This is a genomic window from Thermomonospora cellulosilytica (assembly GCF_014138835.1).
Taxonomy (GTDB): domain Bacteria; phylum Actinomycetota; class Actinomycetes; order Streptosporangiales; family Streptosporangiaceae; genus Thermomonospora; species Thermomonospora amylolytica.
The window spans coordinates 580774-607700 of record NZ_JACJII010000001.1 but is presented as its reverse complement, the minus strand read 5'-3'; the positions used below and the strand labels follow the sequence as shown (position 1 = coordinate 607700).

The following is a 26927-nucleotide window of genomic DNA, read 5'->3' as shown; positions in this document are numbered from 1 at the left end:
GGTTTGTGGCCCGAGTGGAGACCGCGCGATGAGCCATCCGACCCTGCTCGCCCAGATCGCCGCGAAGCGGCGGTGGTCCAGTGACGACGGGGCCCGGGCGTTCCGGGCGATGGCCCGGGAAATGGGCGAGGACGTCGAGATCTCCGAACGGACCTGGCACCGATGGTGCCGCGGCGGACTGCGCCGCCGCCCCCGGATGGCGTGCTGCCGGGTCCTGGAGCGCATGTTCGGCCACCCCGTGGAGGTCCTGCTGGCGCCCGTCGAGGTCGCCGACACCGGCGCCGCCCACCCCGGGCCGGACGGCATCCCGGACGTGCTGGCCACCGCCGCCGAGGAGTCCACCGCCCATCTGGCGCAGGTCGAGTCGCTGGCGCTCGGCCCCGTCACCCTGGAGCAGGCCGGGGACGACGTGATCCGGCTGGCCCGGGGGTACGCCACCGCGCCGCCCGCGCAGATGCTCGCCCAGGGGGCGCGGCTGCGCCGCCGGATCGCCGACCTGCTGCCCCAGACCACCCGCCCGAGCCAGCACCGCGAGCTGTACCTGATGCTCGGGGAGCTGTGCGGGCTGCTGGCCGTCGCCTCGTTCGACCTGGGGGACACCGCCGCCGCCACCGCCCACGCCCGCGCCGCGTGGGGCTACGGCGAGCTCATCGAGCACGACGCGCTGCGGGCCTGGGCGCGCGGCACCCAGGCGCTGCTGGCCTACTGGGAGGGACGTCCCGGCGCGGCGGTGCGGCTGGCCCGGTCGGGCCGCGGCTACGTGAGCGGCGGCACCGGCCTGGTGCGGGTCTGCTACATCGAGGCCCGCGCGCACGCGTGCCTCCGCGACCGCGACGGCGCGCTGCAGGCCCTGAACGACGCCCGCCGGGCCGCCGACGCGGGCGGCGGGGACGAACTGCACGACGGCATCGGCGGCGAGTTCGGCTTCGGCCCGGTACGGCAGGCCCGCTGCGAGAGCACCGTGCACGTCCGGCTCGGCGACGGCCCGGCGGCCGTCCGGGCCGCCCGGCGCGCCCTGGCCGCGCACACCGCCGTCCAGCGGAGCGCCAAGCTCCTGCGCCAGGCCCAGGCCGACCTGGCCGCGGGCCACCTGATCCAGGACAACCAGGACGCAGCCGCCGAGCACCTCCAGGACGTCCTGAACGTCCCCGTCCAGCACCGCGTCACCGGCCTGATCGAACGGGTCCGCACCGTGCACCGCCTCGTCGGCGCGACCGGCCGCCCCCCGGCCCGTCCCCTCCGCGCCCTCCTCGACCAGCTCCACGACTTCCTCGCCGCCCCGGCGGGCCGCCCCCTCCACTCCTGAGACGTCCCACGCCGGATGCTCGTCCGGTGGACGGTGGTGCGTGTGGCGGCCGGGGATCGCGACGAGGCGACCGCCGTCCGGAGCGACCGGCAGGACCGTCCGCCGAACGGCGAACGCCGGGCCGGGGACCGGTCGCGGTCCCGCGGCCCGGCGTTCGGGCGCGATCAGTGCGGGTTGGCCGCCAGCAACTGGCCGAGGAGGTCGTCGAGGGTGACGATGCCCCGGATCGTGCCGTCCGGGGCGGTGACCACGCCGAGCTGGGCGCGTTCGCGGCGCAGGCGGGTGGCCGCGTCCAGCACGGAGGTGGCGTCCTCCAGGGAGGGGATCGGGTACGCCATGTCGGCGGCGCGGCTGCCGTTCTCGGCGGTGATCGCGTCGCGGACGTGGGTGACGCCGAGGATGCGGCCGTCGTCGGTGCGGACCAGCATCCGGGCGTGCCCGCTGGCGCGGGCGGCGCGCCGGATGTCCAGCGGCCCGGCGGTCGCCGGGACGGTGGTGACCTGGGCGACGGGCACCGTCAGGTCGGCGATCGGGGCCTCCCGGACGGCGATGACCCGCCCCAGCAGGTCGTGGTCGCGGCGGTCGATCAGGCCCAGACGGCGGGACTCGCCCAGCAGGTGGCCCAGCCGCTGCGGGTCGGTGTGGGTCTCCAGCGCGTCGCGCGGGGTCACCCGGATCAGCCGCAGGAACCCGTTGCTCATCCCGTTCATCAGCGCCAGCACCGGGCGCGCCACCCGGGCGAACGCGCGGAACGGCATCGCCAGGACCAGCGCCGAGCGTTCCGGATGCGAGATCGCCCACGACTTGGGGGCCATCTCGCCCACCACCATGTGCAGGAACGTCACCACCGACAGCGCCACCGTCAGCGCCACCACGTGCGAGGCGCCCTCCGGCAGGCCCAGGTCGTGCAGCGGCCCGGACAGCACCTTCTCGAACGCCGGCTCGGTGACCACGCCCAGGCCCAGCGTGCACATGGTGATGCCGAGCTGGGCCCCGGCCAGCATCATCGACAGCTCGCGGATCCCGGCCACCGCCGAGGCGGCCGGGCGGCTGCCGGCCCGGGCGGCCCGTTCCAGCCGCGGGCGCTTGGCGGCCACCAGCGCGAACTCCGAGGCCACGAAGAACCCGTTCCCGATCAGCAGCAGCACCGTCAGGGCGAGGGCGGTCAGCGGATCCATCAGCCCTCACCCCCCGCGGCCGCCAGCATCCGGATGCGGACCTTGCGCGGCACCCGCCGGGCCACGCTGAGGACCTCCAGCTCGACCTCGCCGGTCTGGCCCTCGATCTCGTCCAGCGCCACGGTCACCCGGTCGCCGCGCCGCGGCAGCCGGCCCAGCCGGGCGATGACCAGCCCGCCGAGGGTGTCGTAGGCCTCGTCCTCGGGCAGCGCCAGCCCGGTCCGCCCGGCGACCTCGTCGATCCGCAGCGCCGCGTTCACCGTCCAGGCCCCGTCCGGCGCGGGGACGGGGGCGGCGTCCACCAGCACGTCGTTCTCGTCGGTGATCTCGCCGACCAGCTCCTCGGCGATGTCCTCGAACGTCAGGATCCCGGCGAGCCCGCCGTACTCGTCCACCACGCAGGCGAACTCCTCGCCGGTCTCGCGCATCCGCTCGATCACCCCGTACAGCGGCTGGGACCCGGGGACCAGCAGCGGGGTACGGGCGACGCGCCCCACGGGGGAGTCCGGCGCGAGGGCGTCGTCGGCCAGCTCGCGCACGCCGACCACGCCCACGACGTCGTCCACGTCGGTGCCGTACACCGGGTAGTTGGTGTGCCCGGAGGTGCGGATCCGCTCGGTCAGCTCGGCCACCGTGGCGTCGGCGTCCACCGCCACCACGTTCGGCCGCGGCACCATCGCCTCGTCGGCGGTCCGCTCGCCGAACGTCAGCGCCCGCTCCAGCACCGCCGACAGGTCCGCGGGCAGGTGCCCGGACTTGTAGGACTCGCCGATGATGTCGCTCAGCTCCTCCAGCGTGGCCCCGTGGTGCAGTTCCTCGGCGGGCTCGATGCCGACCGCCCGCAGCAGCCGGTTGGCCGACGCGTCGAACAGCTTGATCACCGGCCCGGCCACCGCCAGGTACACCAGCGTGGAGGAGGCCAGCGCCCGGGCGATGCCCTCGGCGCGGGCCAGCGCCCAGTTCTTGGGGATCAGCTCGCCCATCACCATCTGCACGACGGTGGCGATCGCGAACCCGACCGTCAGGGCGATCGCCCCGACCGCGCCCTCCGGGACGCCCGCCCAGGTCAGCGGCGGTTCCAGCAGATCGGCCAGCGCGGGCTTGGACAGCAGACCCACGATCAGCCCGGTGACGGTGATCCCCAGTTGCGCGCCGGACAGCATGAACGACAGCCGGCCCATGACCTGCAACGCCCGGCGGGCCTTGGTGTCCCCCCGCTCCGCGGCGGCGGTCAGCGCGGCCCGGTCGGCCGCGACGAACGCGAATTCCTGCGCGACGAAGTACCCCGTCGCCGCCGTCAGCACGAACAGCGCGACGACGCCCAGCACTATGCTCACCATGAGCGACCCGCAAGGGTGCCGGGTCTATGACTGGAAGGGTCCGACATAGCGGACTCTCAGCTCCTTTCCGCTACGGCTGTAATACCGGCAACGTACCATCCGACCTGCGTGTTCCCCAGACCTGCGGGCGTATGAACGTGCCATGCCCTAGAATTCGCGCCCCCCGTCCCCCGCGCCCCGGCGAACGGGCAGGTCGTGCCCTCCGCCGACCCGCGTCCACGCCCTCGGACGCCCTCGGGATCGGCGGCCGCGGGGGGCCGCGCACCGCTCCCGGCGGCCGGCCGCGGGCGGCCGCGGGCGGATCATCTTTCCGCCCGAAACGCCGGCGCCGGACGGTAGGAACGGTCGTGTGGGATATGCGACGGGTTATCTGCTGATCCACGGCCTCGGCCGGGAGGAGGTGCTGCGCCGCCGGCCGTGGTGTCGGCGGTGTGACCGAGGTCGTGGGAGTCGCACGGCGGCACGGCTTGCAGACCCTCGTGGACGGGGCGTGGATGGGGCGGGCTGTGGACGGGGCGCGCCGGGTGGTGTGCTCGTCGTGGCGCCTGTGAGGCGCCTATGGAGATGGTCGTGTGCTCGCTTCGGGTTCTGGGGCGGGGTGGGCTTCGGCCGTCGTCGGATCGGGCCGGGGCGGGTCCTCGGGGCCGAGCGCGGGTGAGGGGGCCGTGGCCGGGGACCGTGCGGCGATGCGGAGGGCCTCGACCAGGTCGCGGTAGAGGGCGTCGTGGGCCAGCAGGTGCTCGTGAGTGCCTTGGGCGCGGATGCGGCCCTCGTGCAGGACGACGATGGTGTCGGCGTCCACGACGGTGGACAGGCGGTGGGCGATGGTGACGACGGCGCCGTGTCCGGCGCGTTCGCGGACGCATTCGAGGACGGCGGCCTCGGTCAGGGCGTCCAGCTGGGCGGTGGCCTCGTCGAGCAGCAGGATGTCGGGGGTGCGCAGGAGGGCGCGGGCCAGGGCGATGCGCTGACGTTCGCCGCCGGACACCGCGGTGCTCGACAGGGGGGTGTCCAGGCCGTCGTCCAGTGAGTCGATCTTGTCGGCGAGACGCACCTCGGTCAGGACGCGGCGGAGTTCCTCCTCTGTGGCGGTGGGGTGGGAGAGCAGCAGGTTGTCGCGGATGGTGCCGGGCACCACGGGGGTGTCCTGCTCCACATAGGCGAGCCTGGCGCGGATCCGGTCGTGGGTCAGTTCCCGGTATGGGCGGCCGTCCAGGAACAGGTCGCCCTCCTGCGGCTCCAGGAAGCGCAGGATGAGGGAGAACAGGGTCGTCTTGCCCGCGCCCGACGGGCCGACGATCGCGGTGTGGCCGCGCCGGGGGACGACCAGGTCGATGCCCTTGACGGCGGGTTCGCCGGCGGGATCGTAGCCGGCGGTGACGCCGCGGAACTCCAGGATGGGGCCCGCCTCGCCGCCGGGCGGGGCGGCGGGGCCGCGGCCCGCGGCGGCCTGGGGACCCGCGGCGGCCTGGGGGCCCGCGGCGGCTTGGGTGTCCGCGGTGTCCGCGGTGTCCGCGGCGTCCTCGGGGGCCTCGGGGGGCGAGAGCGCCGGGGCGCCGCCAGGTGGTGCGGTGGAGGCCGTGCGGGTGTCCGACTCCTGCGGGAGCGCGTCGATGTCCCGGATGCGCCGGGCGGCGGCCAGACCCGACTGCATCGCCGTGACGTTCTGGCTCAGCTCGGTGATCGGCTCCATCAGGCCGAACGCGTACAGCAGGAAGGCGATCAGGCCGGAGACCTCCAGGTCGCCCGCGGAGACCCGCCAGGCGCCGATGCCGAGGACCATGATGATCGCCAGGTTCAGGCCGGACCAGGCGATGACCCAGGCCGTCGCCTCACGGCGGATCGAGCGGACACCGTGGTCGGCGGAGGCCCGCGCCTCGGCGACGAGCCGTTCGGCCAGGCGGTCCTCGGCGCGGCCGACCTTGACGGTCCGGATCGCCCGCAGGGCGCCCTCCAGGATGCCGCCGAGCAGGCCGATGTGGTCCTGGGCCTGCCGCTGGGCCCGGGCGATGCCGGGCATCAGCACGGCGAACAGCAGGCCGACCGCCAGCAGCGCCGCGATGGTGGCGGCCAGCAGCACCAGGTCGAGCACGGCCATCAGCGCCAGCGTCCCCACCAGCATGACCGCGCCGTTGATCAGCCCGACGATGCTCGAGGCGGCCGCCTCGCGCAGCAGCACGGTGTCGGAGGTGACCCGGGTGACGTACTCGCCCGCCGGGCGCCGGGCGAGCGCGGGCACCGAGGCGTGCAGCAGCCGCCGCAGCATCGACTCGCGGGCCTCCCGCACCACCCGTTCGCCCAGCGCGCCCAGCATGGTCCACTGCCGGTGGCCGACCACGGACCCCACGACCAGCAGGCCGAGCAGGGCGGCGATGGGGCCGGCCAGGGACGTCCCGGCGGCCAGGGCGTCGAGCACCTGCTTGGTGACCATCGGCGTGGCCAGGCCCATGGCCGATCCCGCCAGGGCGAGCAGGAGGCCCAGCGCGAGCGTGCGGCGGTGGGGGCGGGCGAACGACCAGAGGACGGAGAGGTCGGAATGGATCGGGGCGGTCACGCTCTCGATTGGAACACATGTGTTCCACGACGGTCAAATCCTTTCCACGGCAGACGGCGGACTACCTTTTCCCCATGGCCGACACCACCGTTCCGCCCGCCGAGACGGGACCGCGGGCCCGAACCCGCCGCGCGATCCTGGACGCCGCCGTCTCCCTGCTGTCCAAGAACCCCGCCGCCTCGCTCGGCGACGTGGCGGCGGCGGCCGGGGTCGGCCGGACGACGGTGCACCGTTACTTCCCGGAGCGTTCGGACCTGCTGACCGCCATCAGCGCCGACCTGCTCGCCAAGATCGCCATGGCCACCGACCGCGCCCGCGTCCACCGGGGCACCGCGCTGGAGGCGCTGGAACGCCTCTGCCAGGAGTACTTCGAGCTGGGCGACGGCCTGCTGCTGGTCTTCGAGGACCCCGAGATCATGAACTGGGAGGGCTGGCAGGAGGAGACCGACGCCGACCGTGCCCTGCTGGGGCTGGTGGAACGGGGACACGCCGAGGGCTCCATCGATCCGGCCATGGACCCCCACTGGGTCCAGCAGGTGATGTGGAGCCTGCTGTACGCGGCCTGGCAGCACTCCCGCGACGACTGCGTCCCGCGGCACGCCGCCCTGGCCGCCTGCCTGCGCACCCTCAAGAAGGCCCTCGCGGCCTGAACCCGCCGGGCCGCGCACGAGCGGGCCAGCGGAGGTCGTACGTGAGTATGAGACGGCGGGTCCGTTCCTGGGCGGGAGGCGTTCCGGCGGGGCCGTCCGTAGCTTCGGCGATGTGATCGGGGTGTTGCGTCGCCGGGGCTCCCGGCCCGTCAATGGGAGTGTGGCGGTGCGCGCGGTGTGGGACGACCTCAGGCCCGGTGCCGTGGGGCCGTTGCTGCCGCTGTCGCCCCGGTCGGGGTGGCTGCCGCACTGGCTGGTGGGGGCGGCGGCCGTGATGCTGGCCGGGTTCTCCTGGCACACGCTGCTGATGGACTACCGGCTGGCGAACGGCGAGGCCGCGGTGCTGGGCGTCACGCATGCGCTGACCCTGGTGATGTGCCTGTTCCGGCCGATGGGCGGCTGGTGGGCGTCGCTGGCGATCGTGGTGGTGACGGCGGTCGCCGCCGCGTCCGTGCCGCCCGTCGCGGCGGGCGGGCCGTTGTGGCCGGGGCCCTCGCTGGCGGTCTACCTGTGCGTGCTGGCGTTGGCGGGCCTGCGCGTACGACCCCGCGTACTGGCGGAGATGTGGCTGCTGACGGTGGTGGCCGGGGCGGCGCTGGCGGCGGCGTTCCCGCAGCGGGAGGCGTTCCCGGGGCGGCTGGAGCCGATGCTGCTGGCGGGCGCGGTGCTGGTGGCGGCCGGCGCGCTGCGGGGACGGGGCGAGGCGCTGCGGCGGCTGGCCCAGCAGGAACGGATCAACGAGCAGGAGCGGTCCCGGCGGGCGCTGCTGGAGGAACGGGCGCGGATCGCCCGTGAGCTGCACGACGTGGTGGCGCACCACATGTCCGTCGTCGCCGTCCAGGCGGAGGCCGCCCCGTACCGGGTGCCGGACCCGCCCGAGGAGCTGACCCGCAGTTTCGAGACCATCCGCGCCAGTGCCCTGGAGGCGATGGAGGAGCTGCACCGGATCCTGGGCCTGCTGCGCGACTCCGCCGCCGAGGAGGAGCACGGCCCGCAGCCCACCCTGGACGGCCTGGACGAGCTGGTCGGCAACGTCCGGGAGGCGGGCCTGGCCGTGGACGTCCGGACCACCGGGCGGCCTCGTGCTGCGCTGCCTTCGGCGGTGGGGTTGTCGGCGTACCGGATCGTTCAGGAGTCGCTGAGCAACGTCCTGCGGCACGCCCCCGGCGCCGACGTGAGCATCGGCATCGCCCATCATCTGGACCGGCTCGAGCTGACGGTGGCCAACGGCCCGGCCGCCGAGACGGCCGTGCTCGGGAAGGGCTCGGGTCACGGACTGGTGGGGATGCGGGAACGGGCCGCCATGCTGGGCGGTGAGCTGGCCGCCGGTCCCCGCCCGGACGGCGGCTACGAGGTCAGGGCGACGCTGCCGCTGCCGGGGGAGGGCGCATGATCCGCGTGCTGATCGCCGACGACCAGGAGATGGTCCGCGAGGGCTTCGCCGTCCTGTTGAACGCCCAGCCCGACATCGAGGTGGTCGGCGAGGCCGCCGACGGCCGTGAGGCGGTGGCCAAGGTCGCCGAACTCGACCCCGACGTGGTGCTGATGGACGTCCGCATGCCCGTGATGGACGGCCTGGAGGCCACCCGCCACGTCGCGGGCCGTGCCCGGGTGGTGGTGCTGACCACGTTCGACATGGACGAGTACGTCTACGAGGCCCTGCGTTCGGGGGCCTCGGGCTTCCTGCTCAAGAAGTCCTCGGCCCGGGAGCTGGCCGACGCCGTACGGGTGGTGGCGGCCGGTGACGCGCTGCTGGCCCCGTCCGTGACCCGCCGCCTGATCGGCGAGTTCGCCCGTCTCGGCGGTCCCCGCGCGCCCAGCCGGAGCCGCCTGGAGGGCCTGACCGAACGGGAGACCGAGGTCCTCGCCCTGATCGCCGGCGGCCTGTCCAACGCCGAGATCGCCGCCCGCCTGGTGGTGGTCGAGCAGACCGTGAAGACCCATGTCAGCAACATCCTCGCCAAGCTGGGGCTGCGCGACCGCACCCAGGCGGCGATCTACGCGTACGAGACCGGCCTGGTCAGCCCCTCCGGCAACGCATGACGCACCCGTTCAGACGCGGGTGTAGCAGGAGTCGACGGCGGGCTGGCCGGTGTAGTTGGGGCCTGCCCGGTCGTCCGCGCCCAGGTAGCGGTAGGGGAGGGTGACCCGGCCCCGGCCCTGGCGACTGATGCGGCGCGTCCGGGGGTCGTAGGTGAAGCCCTGGTCGCGGAGGTGCTTGAGGAGGGGGCGGCCGGCTCGTCCGCCGTTCTCGAGGAGGACGCTGCGGGCGTCGAAGTTGGCGGCGAACCGTCCGTCCTCGGTCAGCCAGGACGCGGCGCGGGCCAGGACGCCGAGCTTGTCGCCCACGTAGTGCAGGCCGTGGACGGAGGTGACCAGGTCGAACGGGCCGTCCGGCGTCCAGGTCGCGATCGAGGCGGTGACCAGGCGCAGCGCGGGCGGCCGGGCGGGGACGGCGAAGGCGTCGACCAGATCCACGCCGACGATCTCGACGCGTTCGGGGAAGAGCGCGGCGGCCTCCGCGAGGGCGCGGCCCGATCCGCAGCACAGGTCCAGCCAGCGGACGGCCGGGCCGCGGGACAGGCGGTCGCGGAGGAACGCCGGGATGTCCAGGCCCAGCTCACGGCAGTAGCCGGTCAGCCGCCGCTCGCGGTTCATGGCGCAGTTGGCGACGACCGGCGACCACTCCAGCGCGTTGTCGTCCAGCAGGTCCACACGGCCATCCAACCGGAGACGGCCCGGACATGGGGGCTACGGCATGTTCTGGGCGGGGAGTTCCGTGACGGGCCGTCCGGGGTGGACGCCGCCCGCCGAACGAGGCCGGCGCATGGCGGGGAGGGACCGCCATGCGCCGGTGCGGGAGGGGAAGGGGATGGTCAGGTGCCGATGACGCCGCCGTCCTTCTTGCGGATGACGACCGTGGCCGAACGGGGACGGCTCGCGGAGTCGTGGTCCGGCCAGGAGCTGACGGCGTTCGGGTTCTGCGGGGTCGGGGCCGCGCCCCAGAAGGGGGTGGCCTCGCCCGGGTGCTGGATGTTGACGAAGAGGGTCCGCTGGTCGGGGGTCATGGCGAAGCCGGTGACCTCGCAGCCCCGGGGGCCGACCAGGAAGCGGCGGATCTCGCCGGTGCCCGGGTCCGCCACCAGCATCTGGTTGTTGCCGATGTTGTCGTGCTGCCGGTCGGGGCGGTTCTGCACGGAGTTGGAGACGTCGGTCTGGATCCACAGCCGCCCGGCGCGGTCGAAGCCCAGGCCGTCGGGGGAGCCGAACACGTCCTCGGCGGCCAGCTCCACCCGCGGGTCGTACTCGGGGTCGCCGGCCAGCAGGAAGATGTCCCACTCGAAGGTCAGGGCGGTGTTGTCGCCACCGCGCTCCCGCCACCGCACGATGTGGCCGTACGGGTTGGGCTTGCGGGGGTTGACCGCGTTGTTCCAGCCGGAGCCGTTGGTGAGGGTGAGGTAGACGTCCTTGTTGTCGGGGTGGACGGCGACCCACTCGGGACGGTCCAGCTTGGTCGCGCCCACGGCGTCGGCGGCCTCGCGGGTGCGCAGCAGCACGTCGGCCTGGTCGGCCCAGCCGTTGGCCTCGGTGAGCGGGCCGGTGCCGTGCTTGAGCGGCAGCCACTCGCCGGAGCCGTCGTCGTTGAACTTGGCGACGTACAGGGTGCCGTGGTCCAGGGGGCTGCGGCGCAGGGCGCGCAACTGCCGCCAGGGGGCGCTGCCGACGAACTTGTAGACGTACTCGCCGTCCTGGTCGTCACCGGTGTAGACGACGATCCGGCCGCGCGACTCGGTGACGGTGGCGCCCTCGTGCTTGATGCGGCCGAGCGCGGTCCGCTTCACCGGGGTGGAATCCGGGTCGAACGGGTCGATCTCCACGACCCAGCCGAAGCGGTTGATCTCGTTCGGGTTGACGGCCACGTCGAACCGGGGGTCGACGGTGTGCCACCGGTAGCCGGAATTGGCGGCGACGCCGTAGCGGGCCTGCTGGGCGTTCGGCTTCCAGGCGGCGTCGGTGGTGCCGAAGTAGCCGTTCCAGTTCTCCTCGCAGGCCAGGTAGGTGCCCCAGGGGGTCTGGCCGTTGGAGCAGTTGTTGAGGGTGCCCATCGGCGGGTTCTCGGCCTGGAGGGCGGGGTGGTCAGGGCCGACCGGGCCGGAGAAGGTGACCGGCGTGGACCCCGTGACGCGCCGGTTGTACCTGGAGTCGGCGAGCTTCCACCCGTCCTTGCCCTGGACGACCTTGGCGATGGTCACGCCGTGCGCGGCCAGCGCCTTGTCGACCTTGGCCTTGGTCATCTGGGCGTCGCCGTCCGGGAACAGCAGCACCTGGTCGACGTACTCGTGGTTGAGCACCAGCAGCCCCTGCCGGCTGCCCAGCGGCCCCGCGCCCAACGGGAAGAACGACATGCCGTCGTGGTGCATCCCGACCTGCGCGGCCTGCTCGGCGGCGGTGTTGGAGGCGTCCTTCCTCCACTGCGGGCCGCGCGAGTGCAGCGGCGTGCCCCACGGGATCAGCACCTGGGCGGTGTAGCCCTCCGGCACCGCGATCGCGTCCGCGGTCCCCGCCGGAACGGCCTTGAACCCCAGCGGCCGGGGCTTGGACCCGCCGTGCCGTTCCGGAGCGGCGGCGGCCGTCCCCGTGCCGACCCCCGCGCCGAGGAACCCGGCCGCCGCCACCACGGTGCCCCCGCGGATCACCGACCGCCGTGACATCCGCGCCTGGGCGACCTCGCGGAACGTGGCGTTCCCCGAGGGGTTGGAACTGATGTCATCAGGGTCCGCGACCGTGCGGACGTCCTGTGCGGTCATGGCGACACCTCGTTGAGCTCGTTCACCTGGGCATTCGGTGCCTCAACGTAGAGCGCTCCAATGGCCGGTCAACGGACGCCAGGTGAACGCGCCCTGACCAAACCCCGTTCGCTCGCGCCGGTGGGCCGCGGGCTTCACGACGGCCAGTTCTGGAGCGTGACGTGGAGGGCCTCCAGGGCGCGTTCCCAGGAGGTCTGGACGTCGCGCGGGTGCCCGAACCCGTCGCCGGTCTCCAGGAGGATGTAGCCGTGCAGGGCGCTGCGCAGCAGCCGTACCGCGTCGGTCACGTCCGGCTCGCGCAGCCCGTAGCCCTGCAGCATCGCGTAGACGAGCTCGCCGCCGCGCATGCTCTGCGGCGACTCGGCGAGCAGCTCGGGATCGACCTGGATCTGCGTCGCCGCGTAGCGCCCGGGGTGTTCGTGCGCGTAGCGCCGGTAGGCGTTGGCGAACGCCACGAGGGCGTCCCTGCCCGACAGCCCGGCCACCGCCAGCGCCAGGCGTTCGCTCTTCTCGCGCGCCGCCAGCAGCGCGACCCGGCCGCGCAGCTCCGTCAGGTTCCGCACGTGGGAGTACAGGCTGGCGTCCCGTACGCCGAAGCGGCGCGCCAGCGCCGACATCGTGACGTTGTCGAACCCGATCTCGTCGGCCAGCTCCGCCGCCGCCCGCACCAGCCGCTCGACGGTCAACCCGGCTCGGGCCATGCCTAGGGCTCCTAAATGATTTGCTAATGCCTCTAGGCAAGATTAGCGTGCCCGGCATGGACATCGCCAACGAACGGGACGTCCGGGCGTCCTTCGTCAACTGCTCCAAGGGAGAGGCGAAACGGCTGGCCCTGCCCCGGGACCTCGACCACCGCCCCTGGGAGGACCTGGACTTCCTCGGCTGGCGAGACCCCGGCGCCCCCGACCGCGCCTACCTGGTCGCCGAACACGGCGAACGGCTCGTCGGCATCGTGCTCCGCCTGTCCGACGCCCCGCGCGGCACCGCCCGGCGCAGCATGTGCTCGCTGTGCCTGACCACCCATTCGGGCGACGGGGTGGCGTTGATGACCGCCCGCCGGACCGGGCAGGCCGGGCGTGAGGGCAACTCGGTCGGGATCTATCTGTGCACGGACCTGGCCTGCTCGCTGTACGTGCGCGGCAAGAAGGACCCCGGACCGGGCGGCCGTCTCGTCGAGACGCTGTCCCTGGAGGAGAAGATCGCCCGCACCCGGGCCAACCTGTGGGACTTCCTGGACAAGGTCACCGCCTCCTGAGCCGCTGGCGCGACGGCCGGGAAGCACGCCAACGGCTTGTAGGGGCTCACCGTTCACCGTGCCGTCGTGCAGGCGGCTCGGGGCCGGTGAGGGTGGTGTGCTCCGGCGGTCGGGGTGAAGCGATCGTGCGGATCGGCCGGGGCGTGTCGTTCATCGTGACGGCCCCTGTCTGGAACGCGGTACGGCCGTGCTCGTGCCGTACTGCGGAACGTGCACCGCCAGGAGGCGGTCCGAAACGGCGTCCGGCCGGTCGGGGACGGTCCCTCCGCCCCTGCGAGCGCGTCGATGGGCCAGCAGGTCGAGCAGGGCGGACAAGAACAGGACGGTGACCAGGCAACCGGCGAATCCGGCCATGAGCCCGAGTCCGCCGCCGAGCTTCAGCCCCTCCCAGAAGGCGTCATCGGTCATCACAAGGTGCTCCCCCCATGCGTTGTCTCGCCGGTCGGCGGTGATCCCGGTCCGCGGAACGGTGGCGTCCCACGGCTGACCTTCCGCCGTACGGCTCGGATCAGGTGCCGGTGTTCAGTGCGGCGCAGACCCACTTGCCGCCCCCCTCGGGGTCCACGTCCATCCAGAACGCCCGGGAGAGGGCCTGCACCAGCGGAAGCCCCCAGCCTCCGGGGTCGTTCGGAACGTTCTCGATCCGCCGGGGATCGATCTCCGGCATGATTCCCGGCACCGGCTTCTCCGGGCTGCCGTCGTGGACCGCCACCACGAGGCAGTGACCCCGCCGGCCACAGAAGACCGTCATCACCTCCCCCGTCCGGTGGACGACCGCGTTCGTCGCCAACTCGGACACGATCAACTCCGCGGTCTCGATGACCTCCCGCGGCTGCCCCAGATTGGTCAGCCGCCCCCGCACGTACGTCCGCGCCAACGGCACCGCCGACGCCCAGGCGGGCAGCCGCTTCGACAGCGCCCGCTCCGGCACCCCCGTCCGTGTCATCCGCGTCCCTTCACCGAATGTGTGGTTCGGGACACAGCGTGCTAGGTTGTCACGTGTTCGTGAAACTTCTGAAATTCGCAGAAACCCGGAGGTGATCGTTGCCCACCAATCCGTCACCGGATCCGCGCAGCAACATGTGGAACCTCATCGCCTATTACCTGCGCTTCTGTCGGGTCCAGCGAGGACTTTCGGGTGAAGACCTAGGGAAGATCATCGGGGCGTCCAAGCCCACAGTTTCTCGAATTGAGAACGGCACGAAGCGCCTGGACGAAACCGACGCGAGCAAGATCGACCGTGCCTGGAACACCGGGGGCCTGTTCGCCTTCATGGTCTGGTACGCCACGCTGGGGCATGACCCGGAGTGGTTCCAGGAGTACGTGAAGTACGAGCAGAGGGCCGAGGTGATGAGGATCTTCGAGGCGAACACCGTCCCCGGCCTCCTCCAGACCGAGGACTACGCCCGTGCTGTGCTGGAGGGAGGTATGCACCCCAACCCCATGGAACTGTTCCGCGAGCGCATGGCGCGGCAGGGCATTCTGAACGCTGACCGCGAGACCCCGCCTCATCTCGTTGTCCTTCTCTCACAGGCCGTCCTTGACTGGCCGATCGGCGGGGTCGACGTGTTGCGGGAGCAACTCGCCCACCTTCTGGAGATGGCCGAACGGCCCCACATCACGATCAACGTTCTGCCCCGCACTGCGGGGGCACATCCCGGCGTGGACGGGTCGTTCAGCATCATGTCGGGAGACTTCGGAGATGTCGCTTACACTGTGTCACCCGGAGGTGGACGGCTGGTGTCCGCGCCATCTGACGTACGGCGCTACGCCCTAAGATTCGACCGGATCAGCGCCAAGGCCCTCCCCGAGGGACCTTCCCTGGACTTGATCAAACAGACGATGGAGGCGATGACATGAGCGGTCCCACCTGGCGCAAGAGCACCTACAGCGGCAGCGAGCAGAACGCCTGCGTCGAGGTCGCCGACCTGGCGGACGGCATCGGCCTCCGTGACAGCAAGAGCCCTGATGCCGGTCACCTGAAGATCTCGGCGGAGTCGTTCGCCGCCCTGCTCCACCAGATCAAGCAGGGCTGACCGAGCTTTCCCAGTGACCGAACGCCCTCCCCGCGGAGGGCGTTCGGTGTTTTCGTCCGGTGTGCCACTGCCCGGTGCGGAGGCCGTGACTCCAGCAACCGCTCGCCGAGCGCGATGTCACGGGGGCCGATGCTTCTCCGTTACGTTGGTGGACGTTCAGACAGGTGCATCCGTCCTGCTCACGAAGGAGCGATGGCAATGGCGTCCCAGCAGTTCGAGCCGCCCTCCGGAACCCGTGACTTCCTTGCGGGCGATCTTCGGCAGCGGGAACGGGTGTTCGCTGCGGCCCGTGAGGTGTTCGAGCGCTACGGGTTCGAGCCGTTGCAGACTCCGGCGTTCGAACGGCTGGAGACCCTTACCGGCAAATACGGGGACGAAGGCGACAAGCTCATATTCAAGATCCTGCGGCGGGGCGAACACGAGGCCACCGGGGAGGCCGACCTGGCCCTGCGGTACGACCTGACCGTGCCGTTGGCGCGCGTGGTCGCCGCGTACGGCAGCCGGCTTCCCACGCCCTACAAGCGGTACGCGATCGGGCCGGTGTGGCGGGCCGACCGGCCGGGCCGGGGCCGGTTCCGCGAGTTCACCCAGTGCGATGTGGACGTGGTGGGCTCGTCCTCCCCGCTGGTGGAGGTGGAGGTCGTCTGCGCGGGGGCCGACGCCCTGGACGCGATGGGCGTGCGGGAGTTCACCGTCCTCGTCAACAGCCGTCGTGCGCTGACCGGTCTGATGCAGGTGTACGGCGTTCCCGCGGACCGGGCGGGGGGCGCGCTGATCACGCTTGACAAGCTGGACAAGCTTGCGCCGGAGGCCGTGACCGAGGAGCTGGTCACCGGGCGCGGCCTGGATCAGGGCATCGCCGAGGAGCTGGTGCGCGACATCACCGCGGACGACGCCGTGGACCGGATGCGGGCCGCGCTCAAGGACAACGCCGAGGGCCGGGAAGGGCTGGCCGAGGTGGACCGGCTGCTGGAGCTGGCCGGGCCGCACGTCGGGACCGAGCGCATTCGGTTCGCGCCGAACCTGGTGCGCGGCCTGGACTACTACACGGGCGCGATCTGGGAGGTGACCGCACCGGGGATGCCCGGATCGATCGCCAGCGGAGGCCGGTACGACCACCTGATCGCCACCCTGGGCGGGCCGGACGTGCCCGCGTGCGGCTTCTCGATCGGGGTGGAGCGCATCATCGGCGCGCTCGGGGCGAGCGAGGAGCACAGGGACCGAATCGACGTTGCGGTCACCGTCATGAACGAGGAATTCGCCACAGAAGCGATCGGTTTCGTGAACGGCCTGCGGCGGGCCGGACTGCGCGCGGAGATCTATCTGGGCGCCAGCGGGAAGCTCAGTAAGCAGCTCAAATGGGCTGCTGATCGAGGAGCGCGGTTCGCCGTTCTGCAAGGGGCGAAAGAACACGCCGACGGAGAAGTCACGGTGCGGGACATGGAAACCGGCGAACAGGAACGGGTTTCGGTCACCGACCTCTTCACACACCTGGCCGACAGGCGTTCGATGTAGGCGTTACCGAGCAGACCGCATGGAGGTTGAGCATGGGCGCTCAGGGAGACCGCATCTTCGCCGCCATCGCCGAAAAGGGGTTCCCCGACCCGTGGGCCGCCTTCGGCGAGCATCTGTCTTGGGAAGCGGCGTACGCCGTCCAGCTCAAGGCGGCCATCGACGCCGCCCGCAAGAACCCCGGCGCGGAAGCGGCCGACGAGGTCCGCGTCCTGTTCGACCGCAAGCAGACCAATCTGGAGGAGGCTGCCCGGCTCCTGGCGCAGGTGACCGCCGAGTACGATTCCAACGGCATGTGGGCGCTCCTGGACGAGCGGGCGGCCCGGCTGGACATCGAGGACGTCTCGGAGCGGTGGGCGATCGGCCTGGTGGCCCATCCGTTCCCCATCGCTCTGCGTTCTCTCCAGTTCAACTGGACCTACATGAAGGAGCACGGCGTCCGCGCGTTCTACGAGATGACCGCCCGGTACGTCAGCGACCTCACCGCCAACAACCGCCGATGGCGGAGCGCGTTCGAGACCGAGCAGCGCACGGGTGTTCTCGACCGGATCACCACCGTGGAAAGCGACCTGGCCTCCGAAGAGGCCCCGATGCACTGCGACATCTGCAAGAAGACCATCACCGCCCTGCTCTACCTGGACGGCTGACGCCCCAGCCGGACACGGCTCGGATTGTGATCGGTGCCCCTTGGCAATGCGGGCGGGCTCTGCATAGTGGATCGCAGGCGACGCGAATGGGGGCCTACGGATGCGGCTGCGGGTGGTGGCGCTGGGGCTGGCGGGGTGCCTTCCGCTGGCGGGGTGCGGGAGCGGGGACGGCGCGTCCATCCTGGCCGAGGACACGCTGGTGGCGGGGGTGCGGCCGGATCTGCCGGGGATCGGGTACCGGCAGCGGCAGGGCGGGGAGCTGGAGGGGCTGGACGTCGATGTCGCGCGGGCCGTGGCGGCGCGGATGGGCAAGAAGGTGCGGATCGTCCCGGTGCTGGCCGGGGACCGGGAACGGATGCTGCGGGACCGGGCCGTGGACATGGTGCTGACGTTCTGGGTGGAGCCCGCATGGAAGGAACGGCTGGCGTTCGCCGGGCCCTACTACGTGTCGTACCAGGACATCCTCGTCCGCGACGACGAGCGGCGGATCCGCCGGGTGCGCGACCTGAAGGGGCGGCGGCTGTGCGCGGTCGCGGGGGCGGGGGCGGCCGGGCAGGTGATCGACAAGTGGCGGATCCCCGCCGTTCCGGTGTCGGCCCGCAGCTACGACGAGTGCGTGACCATGCTGCGCAGCGGCGACATCGACGCGATCAGCACCAACGACACCATCCTGGCGGGGCTGAAGAACCGCGAGGGCGCGGGTTTCAAGCTGCTGAACGCACGGGTCGGGGAACGGCGCACCGGCATCGGGATGCGGCAGGACGACCCCGGCGGCTGCGAGGCGGTCAACCGGGCGATCACGCAGATGTACCAGGACGGGACCATGCCCCGGCTGATGCGCAAGTGGTTCGGCGCGTCGGGGCTGGACCTGTCGGAGGTGGCCGTCCCCCAGTTCGAGGGCTGCTCGTAGGAGCCCGAGGTCAGACCCGGGTCCGCATGGGGCCGCCGTTCAGGGTCATCGCGTCCAGGGCGGCCTGGGCGATGTCGTACGGGACGCCCTTGGCGTCGGAGTAGACGCGGTGGACGTTGAACGCCAGGCGCTCGGCGTCCGGCCAGGTGGCGAACTCGCCCAGGTCCGCGCGCCGGGCGGCCTCCAGGGGCGACAGGCCGCCGTCCATGCCGTCGGTGGCCACCGCGAGCACGAAGCGGTAGTAGCGCTCGTGGGCGTCCAGGACGTCCGGCAGGGTCCGGTCGTCGCACACGGGGCCGTGGCCGGGGACGACGCGTTCGGCGTTGAAGGCGGCTATCCAGTCCAGCGCGCGCATGGCGCCGGTCACCGAGCCCATCCCCAGCATCGGCGTCAACCCGTGGAACAGCAGGTCCCCGGCGAACAGCACGCCTTCCTCCGGCAGCCACGCCACCACGTCGCCGGGGGTGTGCGCGGTGTGCCCCGGGTGCAGCAGTTCCACCCGGCGTTCGCCCAGCGTGACCGCCAACTCCGAGGTCATCGTCAGCTCCGGCGGGCGGCGGGTCACCGCGCCCCAGTCGGGCACCGGCTCCCAGACCGGCGGGCATCCGTCGATGATCGTGTCGGCCAGGATCCCCCGCCGGGTCTCCTCGTGCCCGATCAGCACGGTCGTGTCGGGCAGCAGCGAGTTGCCGTGCGTGTGGTCCCCGTGCATGTGGGTGTTGACCGCGTACCGGATGGCGGCACCGTGGGTGGCCTCCAGCACCGCGCCGAGGAACCGCCGTGTCCGGGTCTCGGTGGCGCACGTGTCGACCACCAGCGTCGTCCCGCCGCCGGTGACCGCGCCCGCGTTGTTGACCCACCAGGTCGCCTCCGGCTGCACCCAGGCGAACACGCCCTCGGCGATCTCGTGCAGCGCGGCGTCCTCAACGGATGTCGTCATACGCCGAGCTTACGACCGGCCCCCCGCGTTCCCCAGAGCACGGTTCGACCGTGCGGCGGAGGCCGGAAGACAGCGCCCGGATCGGGCGTATATACGATCCACTCGCGTGCCGACGGAGGGGGAGCGATGCGAGAGGCGCCGCTGGCGGGGATGCGGGTGGTCGAGCTGTCGAGCTTCGTGGCCGTGCCGCTGGGCGGGATGACGCTGGCGCAGCTCGGGGCCGAGGTGATCCGCGTCGACCAGGTGGGCGGCGGGCCGGACATCGACCGGTGGCCGCTGGCCCCCTCGGGACGCAGCCTGTACTGGGCGGGGCTCAACAAGGGCAAGCGTTCCGTCACCGTGGACCTGCGTTCGCAGGAGGGCCGCGAGCTGGTCGCCGAACTGGTGGCCGACAGCGGGTTCGTGATCACCAACGCGCCCCCGAGGCCCGGACTCCGCTACGAGGAGCTGCGGGAACGGCGGCCCGACCTCGTCCACGTCCAGCTCGTCGGCCGGCGCGGCGGCGGCAACGCGGTGGACTACACGGTGAACGCCGAGCTGGGCTTCCCCTACCTGACGGGCCCGGAGGACGTCACCGGGCCGGTCAACCACGTGCTCCCGGCCTGGGACATCGCCTGCGGCCTCTACGTGGCGGTCGGGCTGCTGGCCGCCGAACGGCACCGGCGGCGGACCGGCGAAGGGCGGCGCATCGAGCTGGCCCTGACCGACGTGGCGCTGGCGACGGCGGGCAACCTCGGATTCCTGGGGGAGGCGCAGCTGTGCGCCGAGCAGCGGCGGCGGATCGGCAACAGCCTGTTCGGCGACTTCGCCCGCGACTTCGCCACCGGGGACGGGCGGCGCGTGATGGTGGTGACCCTGGCGGCCCGGCACTGGCGCGACCTGATCACCGCGACCGGGATGGAGGAGGTCGCCGCCGCCCTGGAACGCGCTCTGGGGGCGGACTTCCGCAAGGCCGGGGACCGCTACGCGCAGCGGGACGCGCTGGCCGGGATCCTCACGCCGTGGTTCGCCGCACGGACCGTCGCGGAGATCGAGGAGGCGTTCAGGGGGACCTCGGTGCTGTGGTCCCGCTACCGCACCATGGCCGAACTGGCCGCCGACGACGCCGCGGTCCTGCGGGCGGAGCCCTTGATGGGGATGCTCGACCAGCCGGGGATCGGGCCCCATCTGGCGCCCGGCCTGCCGCTGCTGTTCGACGGGGTGCAGGAGCCGCCCAGCCCCGCCCCGACCCTCGGCCGGCACACCGACGAGGTCCTGGGCTCGTTCGTGCCGAAGGAGAGGCTGGACGATCTCCGCACCCGCCGCATCGTCGGATGACGGCCCCCGATACCGTCCGAAACGGGAGGTGCGCGTCGTGACCGGAGGACTGGCGGAGCATGTGAAGGGCTGGAGCCCCGGCCCGGTGGCGATGACCGAGGCGATGCCGCCCGGCCCGGCGCAGGCGCTTGCGGCCGTGCTGGACCGGCCGCAGGACGCCCCCGCGGCCGGGGATCCGCTGCCGCCGTTGTGGCACTGGGTCTACTTCCTGGAATGGCCCGCGCAGTCGGAGCTGGGCGACGACGGGCATCCGGCGAACGGGCACTTCCTGCCGCCGATCCCGGACCGCACCCGGATGTACGCCGGGGGCCGCCTGACGTTCCACGCGCCGCTCGAGGTGGGGACCCCGGCGGAGCGCACGTCGGAACTGGCCGGGGTGAACGTCAAGCAGGGGCGTTCGGGCGAGATGCTGTTCGTGACCGTCCGGCACGAGATCCGGCAGGGCGGGGAGCTGCGGATCGTCGACGAGCACGACCTGGTCTACCGGTCCGGGGCCGCGCCCGTACGGCATGAGCCGGACACGGGACCGGCGGCGGAGACCGAGGGACCGTGGCGGCTGGTCCCGGCGGCGGACTCGCGGGTGCTGTTCCGCTTCAGCGCGCTGACCGCCAACGCGCACCGCATCCACTACGACGAGCCGTACGCGCGGGAGGTCGAGGGCTATCCCGGGCTGGTCGTGCACGGGCCGCTGCTGGCGATCCTGATGGCCGAGCTGCCCCGCAGGAACGCCCCCGGCACAAGGGTCGGCAGGCTGGCGTACCGGTTCCGCCGGCCGGTGTTCCTCGGCGAGAACGTCGTGGTGACCGGCGGGCCGGACGGGGCGCTGTCGGTCGTGGGGCCGTCCGGAGAGGTCAGGGCGCAGGCGGAGGTGGCGTTCGCGTGATCGACTACCCGCTGGACGACACGGAACGCGCGATCGTCGAGACGGTCCGGGAGTTCGTGGACCGCGAGGTGCGGCCGGTCGCCCGCGACCTGGAACACGCCGACGCCTACCCCGAGGAGCTGATCGAGCAGATGAAACGGCTCGGCGTCTTCGGGCTGGCGATCCCCGAGCCGTACGGGGACGCGCGGGTCTCCACCCCCTGCTACGCCCTGGTCACCGAGGAGCTGGCGCGCGGCTGGATGAGCCTGGCCGGGGCGATGGGCGGCCACACGGTGGTGTCCAAGCTGCTGCTGGCGTTCGGGACCGAGGAACAGAAGGCCCGCTACCTGCCGCGCATGGCCACCGGGGAGATCCGCGCCGCGATGGCGCTGACCGAGCCCGGCGGCGGCTCGGACCTGCAGGCCATGCGCACGGTGGCGGTCCGCGACGGCGACGACTACGTGATCGACGGGGCCAAGACGTGGATCACCAACGCCCGCCGCGCCCAGCTCATCGCCCTGCTGTGCAAGACCGACCCGGACGCCGAGCCCGCGCACAAGGGCGTCAGCGTCCTGCTGGTGGAGAAGGTCCCCGGGCTGACGATCTCCCGTGACCTGCCCAAGCTCGGCTACAAGGGCGTGGAGAGCTGCGAACTGGTCTTCGAGGACTGCCGGGTGCCGCGTTCGGCGCTGCTGGGGGAGGCCGAGGGGCGCGGGTTCGCGCAGATGATGAAGGGCCTGGAGATCGGGCGGATCCAGGTCGCGGCCCGCGCCACCGGGGTCGCCCGGGCGGCGTTCGACGACGCCTTCCGGTACGCCCGGGAACGGGAGAGCTTCGGCAGGCCGATCTGGCAGCACCAGAGCATCGGCAACTATCTCGCCGACATGGCCACCAAGCTGACCGCCGCCCGCCGCCTGCTGCTGCACGCCGCCGAACGGCTGGACAGCGGCGAACGCTGCGACATGGAGGCGGGCATGGCCAAGCTGTTCGCCTCCGAGACCGCCATGGAGATCGCCCTGAACGCCGTCCGGATCCACGGCGGCTACGGCTACTCCACCGAGTTCGACGTGGAACGCTACTTCCGCGACGCCCCGCTGATGATCATCGGTGAGGGCACCAACGAGATCCAGCGCAACGTCATCGTCAGGCAGCTGATCAACCGGGGCGGCCTGGTCTGACGCCGCCCCGGCCGTCCCACTCGTGCGGGGGCGTCGGGGTGCGCGACCACTGGTGCAGCCCGGCGAGGAAGGCCCGGCAGCGGTGCACCGTCTCGGTCGCCGACCGGTGCTCGGCCTTCGGCCCCTCCCGGCCGAGGCGGTCCGACAGCAGCCGGTCGATCCGGGCCACCGCCGCGCGGTCCTCCTCGGTCGGCTCGGGGTCGGTGATCCGCCGGACGACGCCCTTGTCGAGATAGGTGCCGGCGATCGTGCGCTGCAACCGGGCCAGCGCCGAGGAGAGCGCCTCGGCCGTCGTGCGCAGCGCCGGCTCGCGCTCGGCCGCGACCAGCGCGGCCACCGTGGCCTCGGCGACGTGCCGCAGCGCGGGCTCGGGATCGTACTCGTCGCGGTGCGAACGGTAGGTGAACGCCACCAGCGGATACCGGTGCACCATCTCGTCGAGCGCGCGCAGATGGTCCGCCCAGGCCCGGCAGCGCTCGCGGACCTCGTCGGGACCCGCCTCGGCGAGATCCCCGGCGACCATGGTCGCGCCCCCGCCGCCGCGGACGTCGTCGTACACGGCGAGGGTGAACCGGTTGCGGGCGGTGATGCCGCCGACGATCTCGATGGCGTAGGTCGCGATGCCGGTGAACATGGTGAACCCGGCGGCGGCCCCCGCCAGCGTGACCAGCTGGCCCCGGCCCGACAGCGGGGTGAGGTCGCCGAAGCCCAGCACGGCCACCGTTCCACCGGCGAAGTACAGGGCGTCGGTGAAGGTCGGCGCGCCGAGATCGGTCTGCGCCGCGAACTCGCCGGCCAGCATCGGCCACACCGCCAGGGCCAGGCCCACGACGAGCAGCGTCAGCCAGCCGGTGCAGGTCAGCACGATGATCACCGGTCCGGCCAGCCCCAGCGCATGCCGCCCGAGCCGGGGCAGCCGGGCGTTCAGCGGGGCGGTCACCCGCCACACCAGCCGGCGGATGCCCCCGGCCAGCAGCCCCTCGGCGTCGGAGTGCAGGATGGTGACCGCGGCGTCGCAGGCCACCAGCACCATGAGCGCGCAGCCCAGCGCCAGTACCAGCCCCATGGCGGCCGGAGTACCCGCCGCGGCCCGGATCGATCTCCCGCCGCGCCGAGATCGTCCCTGTCGGTGGCGGATGCCACGATGGCCGGGTGATCGACGAGGACTCCCCGGTGTTCCCCGACTCCTGGCTCGCCGTGCTGCGGCCGCGGCGGGGCGGTGTGCGCACGCCCGAGATCGAGCCGCGTGCGGACGCCGCCGAATGGGCGCGGGCGGCCTGTGCCGAACACCGGCCCGGGATCGAGGCGTCGCTGGCCCATCCCGGCAGCGACCCGGCCCTGGTCGCCGCCCTGCGCCGGCATCTGGACGGTGCGGCGGACCCGCTCGGGGCGGCCGTGCAGGCGCTGTCCCTGCGCGACCGGGGCCGGCGGCTGGACGAGTGGGACTGGCAGCACATCGTGGACTGGTGGGTCGCCGAGCACGGCCTGCCCTTCGCCGCGCACGCCTGCGCCGAGACGTTCCGGGTCTGGGGCGCCCACGACGTGGACCGGGTGCTGGCGCTGCGGTTCACCGCACCGGACGACGAGATCACGCCGTTCTGGGGCCTGGAGCACGGCGCGGTCCGGGTGCGGGCGCTGCTCGCCGCCGCCGGGGACGAGGAGCACCGGCAGGCGGTGGAACGGCTCGCGCGGTGCCGGGAGCACCCCGCGCAGCGGATCGCCGTGTCGTTCCTGGTCCCGGACCGGCAGGACTGGGTGGACGAGTGCTGCACGGCCCCTCCCCACGACCCCATGCTGACCGAGCTGCTGTGGTGCTCGCTGGGATCGCCCGCCCAGCTCGCCGCGCTCGGATCCTGGGCCCGCCCGGGGTGGCGGGAGTGCGAGCTGCGGACGCTGGCCACGATCGCCGACGGGCTCGGGCCCGCCGCCGTCCCGGTCCTGGCCGCCGCCGCGGACCGGCCTCCCGCGCCGGACCTGCGCCGGGAGATCCTCGCGGTGCTCGCCGCGCTGCCCTGCGACGAGGCGATCGAGGCCCTGCTCGAACGGCTGGACCTGCCGTACGCGTACGGCGCGCTCCAGGAGGCGGCACGCCGCCACCCGGTCCGGGCGATGCGGCTGCTGGCCCCCCGGGCGGCGGGTGCGGTGGAGGACATCCTGCTCGCCTGCCTGCGGGAGCGTCCGCGTCTCCTCGCCACCGCCCTGCCCGGCATGCCCGAGGACGCCCGCACGGCCCTGGAGGCACTGGCCGCCCGTCTCGAACGCCTGCCCGAGGCGCCGGTGGAGGAGCTGCCGCCCGTGCTGGCGGACCCGCCGTGGCGATCGGGCGGCCGGGCCGGAACGCGCGGGACCCCGACGATCAAGGGGCTGGAGCCGCCGGCGGAACGGCACGTGGTCTGGAAGCCCGGTGAGCGTGCGGTGTGGCGCCTCACCGGTGGCACCAATCTCGACCTGCGCGCCGTCGCCCCGGACGGGCCGCTGGAGGACGACCGGGAACAACCGATCACACCGACCCGGCTGCTGCTGTGCCCGGCCGAACAGGCCGGTCCGGCACTGCGCGACTGGGCGCCGGCCGACTACGACGCCTGGCCGTTCACGGACTGGGCCAAGTCCCTGGTGGCGCGCTTCGAGACCGACGCGCTGCCGATCGCGATGAGCGTCGCGGAACTGGACGTCCGTTTCCTGGACACGCTGCTGCCGCTGCGGAACGTGGACGTGGCGCGGCTGATGGCCGGAAGGCTCGCCGCCGGGTGGAAGTCCCGGCGGACCGTGCTCGACTGGTTCGCCCGGCACGGGACCGACGTGGTGCCGCTGCTGGTGCCGGACGCGCTGGGCGGTACGGGCGACCGGCACCGCCGCCCCGCCGAGATCGCGCTGCGGCTGCTGGCCTCCCGGCACGGGGCCGACGAGGTCGTTCGGGCGGCGCGTGCGCACGGCGACGAGGCCGCGGAGGCGGTGCGGGCGCTGCTGGACATCGACCCGCTGAAGGCGCGCAGGGTCAGGCCGCCGAAGATCGGGGACTGGGCGGATCCGGCGCCGCTGCCCCAGGTGCTGCTGCGCGACCGGAGCCGCGCCCTGCCCGAGCCGGCGGTCCGGGACCTGATCGTGATGCTGGCGATGGGCCGGCCCGGCACCCCGCACCCCGGGATCGCCCAGGTCGGGGAGGCGTGCGACCCGCGATCGCTGGCCGAGTTCGGGTGGGCGTTGTTCCGCCGGTGGGAGACCGCCGAGGTGATGCCCGTGAAGGACTGGCCGTCGCAGCAGCCGGACAAGTGGGCGCTGCACCAGCTCGCGTGGACCGGCGACGACGAGACCGCCCGCCGCCTGGCCATGGTGATCCGCCGATGGTCGCAGGAGGGGGAACGGTCGCTCGTCACGGACGGGCTGGACGTGCTGGCCGAACTCGGCACCGCCGAGGCCCTGGACCGGCTGCGCCTGCTCGAACGCGATCTGCGGCATGTCGCGTTCAGGAGGGCCGCCGGGGAGCGCGCGGCGGAGGTCGCCGAACGGCTGGGCGTCACCCTGGAGCAGGTCGGGGAGCCGCCGCCGCCCGACTTCGGCCTGGCCGCCGACGGCACGCTGACCCTGGACTACGGCCCTCGCCGGTTCACCGTGGTGTTCGACGCCCAGCTCGTTTCGCATGTGGTCGACGAGGCCGGGCGCCGCCGTAAGACACTGCCCAAGCCCGCCGCCGACGACGATCCCGAGCCGGCGGCCGAGGCCGGGCGGCGGCTGTCGGAGCTGCGCAAGGAGACCGCCAAGTTCGTCGCCGCGCAGACCGGCCGGCTGGAGCGCGCGATGCGGACGGGGCACCGCTGGTCGGTGGCGGAGTTCGAGGCGTTCGTCCGGCATCCGCTGCTGTGGCACATCGTCCGCCGTCTGGTGTGGGTCGCCGAGCCTTCCGGGGGCGGGCCCGTGGCGTTCCGCCTGGCGGAGGACCGGACCCTCGCCGATGTGGCCGACGAGCCGTACGTCCTGCCCCCGGGCGCCCGCGTCGGTGTTTCTCACCCGGTGGAGCTGGGACCGTCCCTGAAGGCGTGGCGGGAGACGTTCGAGGACTACCAGATCCTCCAGCCGTTCCCCCAGCTCCACCGCGCCGTCCACACCCTGAGCGACACCGAACGCGCCACCGGCGTTCTCGACCGCTCCCGCCTGGGGCCCGCTCCCAAGGTCAACGAGCACAAGCTCTACGCCCGGGGCTGGACCAAGAACCACGGCACCCAGGACACCGTCCTCCGGCATCTCCCCGGCGGCCATCTCCTCGTCCTCCACCTCATCGACCTGAACGCCTGCCACGTCGACCTGAACCCCCACCCCATCCGCGGCATCGAACCCGGCTTCGGCCCCATCGACCCCCTCACGGAGACCCTTGTCCTCGAAGACCTCATCGAGGCGACCGCCGACGACTGACCCCGCACTCCCCAGCCCTCCGCCGCC

24 protein-coding genes are annotated in these 26927 nt (G+C 72.9%); 14 read left to right on the top strand and 10 right to left on the bottom strand.

What is annotated here, in order from left to right; genetic code table 11:
• Positions 1–28 precede the first annotated feature (28 nt).
• On the top strand, positions 29–1306 hold the full coding sequence (locus HNR21_RS02900; protein ID WP_182703926.1) for an NsdA family TPR-like regulatory protein: 1278 nt from the start codon (positions 29–31) through the stop codon (positions 1304–1306).
• A gap of 164 nt (positions 1307–1470) precedes the next feature.
• Here the strand turns inward: HNR21_RS02900 and HNR21_RS02895 are convergent, their stop codons facing one another.
• The 3 genes from HNR21_RS02895 to HNR21_RS02885 all read right to left on the bottom strand — a co-directional run bounded on the left by HNR21_RS02895 (position 1471) and on the right by HNR21_RS02885 (position 6378).
• Positions 1471–2484, bottom strand: coding sequence for a hemolysin family protein (locus HNR21_RS02895; RefSeq protein WP_182703925.1), 1014 nt, complete (start codon positions 2482–2484; stop codon positions 1471–1473).
• Entirely contained in the window at positions 2484–3824 is a 1341-nt protein-coding gene (locus tag HNR21_RS02890; protein ID WP_182703924.1) for a hemolysin family protein, read from the bottom strand. The genes HNR21_RS02895 and HNR21_RS02890 overlap by 1 nt, the downstream gene beginning before the upstream one ends.
• A gap of 556 nt (positions 3825–4380) precedes the next feature.
• Complete coding sequence (locus HNR21_RS02885; protein WP_312880808.1) at positions 4381–6378, bottom strand: ABC transporter transmembrane domain-containing protein; 1998 nt, start codon at positions 6376–6378, stop codon at positions 4381–4383.
• Between the two features lie 74 nt (positions 6379–6452).
• Between HNR21_RS02885 and HNR21_RS02880 the strand changes: the two genes are divergently transcribed.
• The 3 genes from HNR21_RS02880 to HNR21_RS02870 all read left to right on the top strand — a co-directional run bounded on the left by HNR21_RS02880 (position 6453) and on the right by HNR21_RS02870 (position 9071).
• Positions 6453–7028 (top strand): TetR/AcrR family transcriptional regulator, encoded by a 576-nt coding sequence (locus HNR21_RS02880; RefSeq protein ID WP_182703923.1) that lies wholly within the window; start codon positions 6453–6455, stop codon positions 7026–7028.
• Positions 7029–7194: 166 nt separating this feature from the next.
• On the top strand, positions 7195–8421 hold the full coding sequence (locus tag HNR21_RS36280) for a sensor histidine kinase (protein WP_220500020.1): 1227 nt from the start codon (positions 7195–7197) through the stop codon (positions 8419–8421).
• Positions 8418–9071: a response regulator gene (locus HNR21_RS02870; protein WP_182703921.1), complete on the top strand. Its 654-nt coding sequence runs from the start codon at positions 8418–8420 to the stop codon at positions 9069–9071. The genes HNR21_RS36280 and HNR21_RS02870 overlap by 4 nt, the downstream gene beginning before the upstream one ends.
• 9 nt (positions 9072–9080) lie before the next feature.
• Here the strand turns inward: HNR21_RS02870 and HNR21_RS02865 are convergent, their stop codons facing one another.
• The 3 genes from HNR21_RS02865 to HNR21_RS02855 form a co-directional block, all read right to left on the bottom strand.
• Positions 9081–9743, bottom strand: coding sequence for a class I SAM-dependent methyltransferase (locus tag HNR21_RS02865; protein ID WP_312880807.1), 663 nt, complete (start codon positions 9741–9743; stop codon positions 9081–9083).
• A gap of 161 nt (positions 9744–9904) precedes the next feature.
• Complete coding sequence (locus HNR21_RS02860) at positions 9905–11836, bottom strand: PhoX family protein (protein ID WP_182703920.1); 1932 nt, start codon at positions 11834–11836, stop codon at positions 9905–9907.
• 134 nt (positions 11837–11970) lie between these two features.
• Positions 11971–12537, bottom strand: coding sequence for a TetR/AcrR family transcriptional regulator (locus HNR21_RS02855; protein WP_182703919.1), 567 nt, complete (start codon positions 12535–12537; stop codon positions 11971–11973).
• Positions 12538–12593: 56 nt separating this feature from the next.
• On the opposite strand from HNR21_RS02855, the gene HNR21_RS02850 reads away from it, so the two are divergent.
• Positions 12594–13091: an FBP domain-containing protein gene (locus HNR21_RS02850; RefSeq protein ID WP_182703918.1), complete on the top strand. Its 498-nt coding sequence runs from the start codon at positions 12594–12596 to the stop codon at positions 13089–13091.
• 150 nt (positions 13092–13241) lie between these two features.
• Here the strand turns inward: HNR21_RS02850 and HNR21_RS02845 are convergent, their stop codons facing one another.
• On the bottom strand, positions 13242–13499 hold the full coding sequence (locus HNR21_RS02845) for a hypothetical protein (RefSeq protein ID WP_182703917.1): 258 nt from the start codon (positions 13497–13499) through the stop codon (positions 13242–13244).
• A 100-nt stretch (positions 13500–13599) separates the two neighbouring features.
• Complete coding sequence (locus HNR21_RS02840) at positions 13600–14037, bottom strand: ATP-binding protein (protein ID WP_182703916.1); 438 nt, start codon at positions 14035–14037, stop codon at positions 13600–13602.
• A gap of 134 nt (positions 14038–14171) precedes the next feature.
• On the opposite strand from HNR21_RS02840, the gene HNR21_RS02835 reads away from it, so the two are divergent.
• From HNR21_RS02835 to HNR21_RS02815, 5 genes are all read left to right on the top strand, one after another.
• Positions 14172–14951, top strand: a complete 780-nt coding sequence (locus HNR21_RS02835; RefSeq protein WP_182703915.1) for a helix-turn-helix domain-containing protein — start codon at positions 14172–14174, stop codon at positions 14949–14951.
• A complete protein-coding gene (locus HNR21_RS02830) occupies positions 14948–15127 on the top strand; it encodes a DUF397 domain-containing protein (protein WP_182703914.1) in 180 nt (59 codons plus the stop codon). The genes HNR21_RS02835 and HNR21_RS02830 overlap by 4 nt, the downstream gene beginning before the upstream one ends.
• A gap of 198 nt (positions 15128–15325) precedes the next feature.
• Positions 15326–16642 carry a histidine--tRNA ligase gene (gene hisS / locus HNR21_RS02825; protein ID WP_220500019.1) on the top strand — a complete coding sequence of 439 codons (1317 nt, stop codon included), beginning with the start codon at positions 15326–15328 and terminating at the stop codon, positions 16640–16642.
• A gap of 32 nt (positions 16643–16674) precedes the next feature.
• Positions 16675–17286 (top strand): hypothetical protein, encoded by a 612-nt coding sequence (locus HNR21_RS02820; RefSeq protein ID WP_182703912.1) that lies wholly within the window; start codon positions 16675–16677, stop codon positions 17284–17286.
• A 100-nt stretch (positions 17287–17386) separates the two neighbouring features.
• The gene (locus HNR21_RS02815) at positions 17387–18196 is read left to right on the top strand and encodes a transporter substrate-binding domain-containing protein (protein WP_182703911.1); all 810 of its coding nucleotides are present in this window, start codon (positions 17387–17389) and stop codon (positions 18194–18196) included.
• 10 nt (positions 18197–18206) lie between these two features.
• On the opposite strand, the gene HNR21_RS02810 is transcribed toward HNR21_RS02815, so the two are convergent.
• Complete coding sequence (locus tag HNR21_RS02810; RefSeq protein WP_182703910.1) at positions 18207–19136, bottom strand: MBL fold metallo-hydrolase; 930 nt, start codon at positions 19134–19136, stop codon at positions 18207–18209.
• 126 nt (positions 19137–19262) lie between these two features.
• On the opposite strand from HNR21_RS02810, the gene HNR21_RS02805 reads away from it, so the two are divergent.
• From HNR21_RS02805 to HNR21_RS02795, 3 genes are read left to right on the top strand one after another with little or no spacing between them, the layout of a single operon-like run.
• A complete protein-coding gene (locus HNR21_RS02805; RefSeq protein ID WP_182703909.1) occupies positions 19263–20453 on the top strand; it encodes a CoA transferase in 1191 nt (396 codons plus the stop codon).
• Between the two features lie 37 nt (positions 20454–20490).
• Positions 20491–21336: an HTD2 family dehydratase gene (locus HNR21_RS02800; RefSeq protein ID WP_312880804.1), complete on the top strand. Its 846-nt coding sequence runs from the start codon at positions 20491–20493 to the stop codon at positions 21334–21336.
• Positions 21336–22493, top strand: a complete 1158-nt coding sequence (locus HNR21_RS02795; RefSeq protein WP_312881541.1) for an acyl-CoA dehydrogenase family protein — start codon at positions 21336–21338, stop codon at positions 22491–22493. Before HNR21_RS02800 ends, HNR21_RS02795 begins: the two co-directional genes overlap by 1 nt.
• On the opposite strand, the gene HNR21_RS02790 is transcribed toward HNR21_RS02795, so the two are convergent.
• Positions 22471–23559 carry a potassium channel family protein gene (locus HNR21_RS02790; protein WP_182703907.1) on the bottom strand — a complete coding sequence of 363 codons (1089 nt, stop codon included), beginning with the start codon at positions 23557–23559 and terminating at the stop codon, positions 22471–22473. The genes HNR21_RS02795 and HNR21_RS02790 overlap by 23 nt on opposite strands.
• An 86-nt stretch (positions 23560–23645) precedes the next feature.
• On the opposite strand from HNR21_RS02790, the gene HNR21_RS36275 reads away from it, so the two are divergent.
• Complete coding sequence (locus HNR21_RS36275; protein WP_182703906.1) at positions 23646–26900, top strand: DUF4132 domain-containing protein; 3255 nt, start codon at positions 23646–23648, stop codon at positions 26898–26900.
• Positions 26901–26927 lie beyond the last annotated feature (27 nt).

Excerpts from the sequence above, each read along its gene's own strand:
- HNR21_RS02900 (WP_182703926.1), top strand. The coding sequence starts at position 29 with ATGAGCCATCCGACCCTGCTCGCCCAGATCGCCGCGAAGCGGCGGTGG.
- HNR21_RS02895 (WP_182703925.1), bottom strand. The coding sequence starts at position 2,484 with ATGGATCCGCTGACCGCCCTCGCCCTGACGGTGCTGCTGCTGATCGGG.
- HNR21_RS02890 (WP_182703924.1), bottom strand. The coding sequence starts at position 3,824 with ATGGTGAGCATAGTGCTGGGCGTCGTCGCGCTGTTCGTGCTGACGGCG.
- HNR21_RS02880 (WP_182703923.1), top strand. The coding sequence starts at position 6,453 with ATGGCCGACACCACCGTTCCGCCCGCCGAGACGGGACCGCGGGCCCGA.
- HNR21_RS02870 (WP_182703921.1), top strand. The coding sequence starts at position 8,418 with ATGATCCGCGTGCTGATCGCCGACGACCAGGAGATGGTCCGCGAGGGC.
- HNR21_RS02860 (WP_182703920.1), bottom strand. The coding sequence starts at position 11,836 with ATGACCGCACAGGACGTCCGCACGGTCGCGGACCCTGATGACATCAGT.
- HNR21_RS02855 (WP_182703919.1), bottom strand. The coding sequence starts at position 12,537 with ATGGCCCGAGCCGGGTTGACCGTCGAGCGGCTGGTGCGGGCGGCGGCG.
- HNR21_RS02850 (WP_182703918.1), top strand. The coding sequence starts at position 12,594 with ATGGACATCGCCAACGAACGGGACGTCCGGGCGTCCTTCGTCAACTGC.
- HNR21_RS02845 (WP_182703917.1), bottom strand. The coding sequence starts at position 13,499 with ATGACCGATGACGCCTTCTGGGAGGGGCTGAAGCTCGGCGGCGGACTC.
- HNR21_RS02840 (WP_182703916.1), bottom strand. The coding sequence starts at position 14,037 with ATGACACGGACGGGGGTGCCGGAGCGGGCGCTGTCGAAGCGGCTGCCC.
- HNR21_RS02835 (WP_182703915.1), top strand. The coding sequence starts at position 14,172 with ATGTGGAACCTCATCGCCTATTACCTGCGCTTCTGTCGGGTCCAGCGA.
- HNR21_RS02830 (WP_182703914.1), top strand. The coding sequence starts at position 14,948 with ATGAGCGGTCCCACCTGGCGCAAGAGCACCTACAGCGGCAGCGAGCAG.
- hisS (WP_220500019.1), top strand. The coding sequence starts at position 15,326 with ATGGCGTCCCAGCAGTTCGAGCCGCCCTCCGGAACCCGTGACTTCCTT.
- HNR21_RS02820 (WP_182703912.1), top strand. The coding sequence starts at position 16,675 with ATGGGCGCTCAGGGAGACCGCATCTTCGCCGCCATCGCCGAAAAGGGG.
- HNR21_RS02815 (WP_182703911.1), top strand. The coding sequence starts at position 17,387 with ATGCGGCTGCGGGTGGTGGCGCTGGGGCTGGCGGGGTGCCTTCCGCTG.
- HNR21_RS02810 (WP_182703910.1), bottom strand. The coding sequence starts at position 19,136 with ATGACGACATCCGTTGAGGACGCCGCGCTGCACGAGATCGCCGAGGGC.
- HNR21_RS02805 (WP_182703909.1), top strand. The coding sequence starts at position 19,263 with ATGCGAGAGGCGCCGCTGGCGGGGATGCGGGTGGTCGAGCTGTCGAGC.
- HNR21_RS02790 (WP_182703907.1), bottom strand. The coding sequence starts at position 23,559 with ATGGGGCTGGTACTGGCGCTGGGCTGCGCGCTCATGGTGCTGGTGGCC.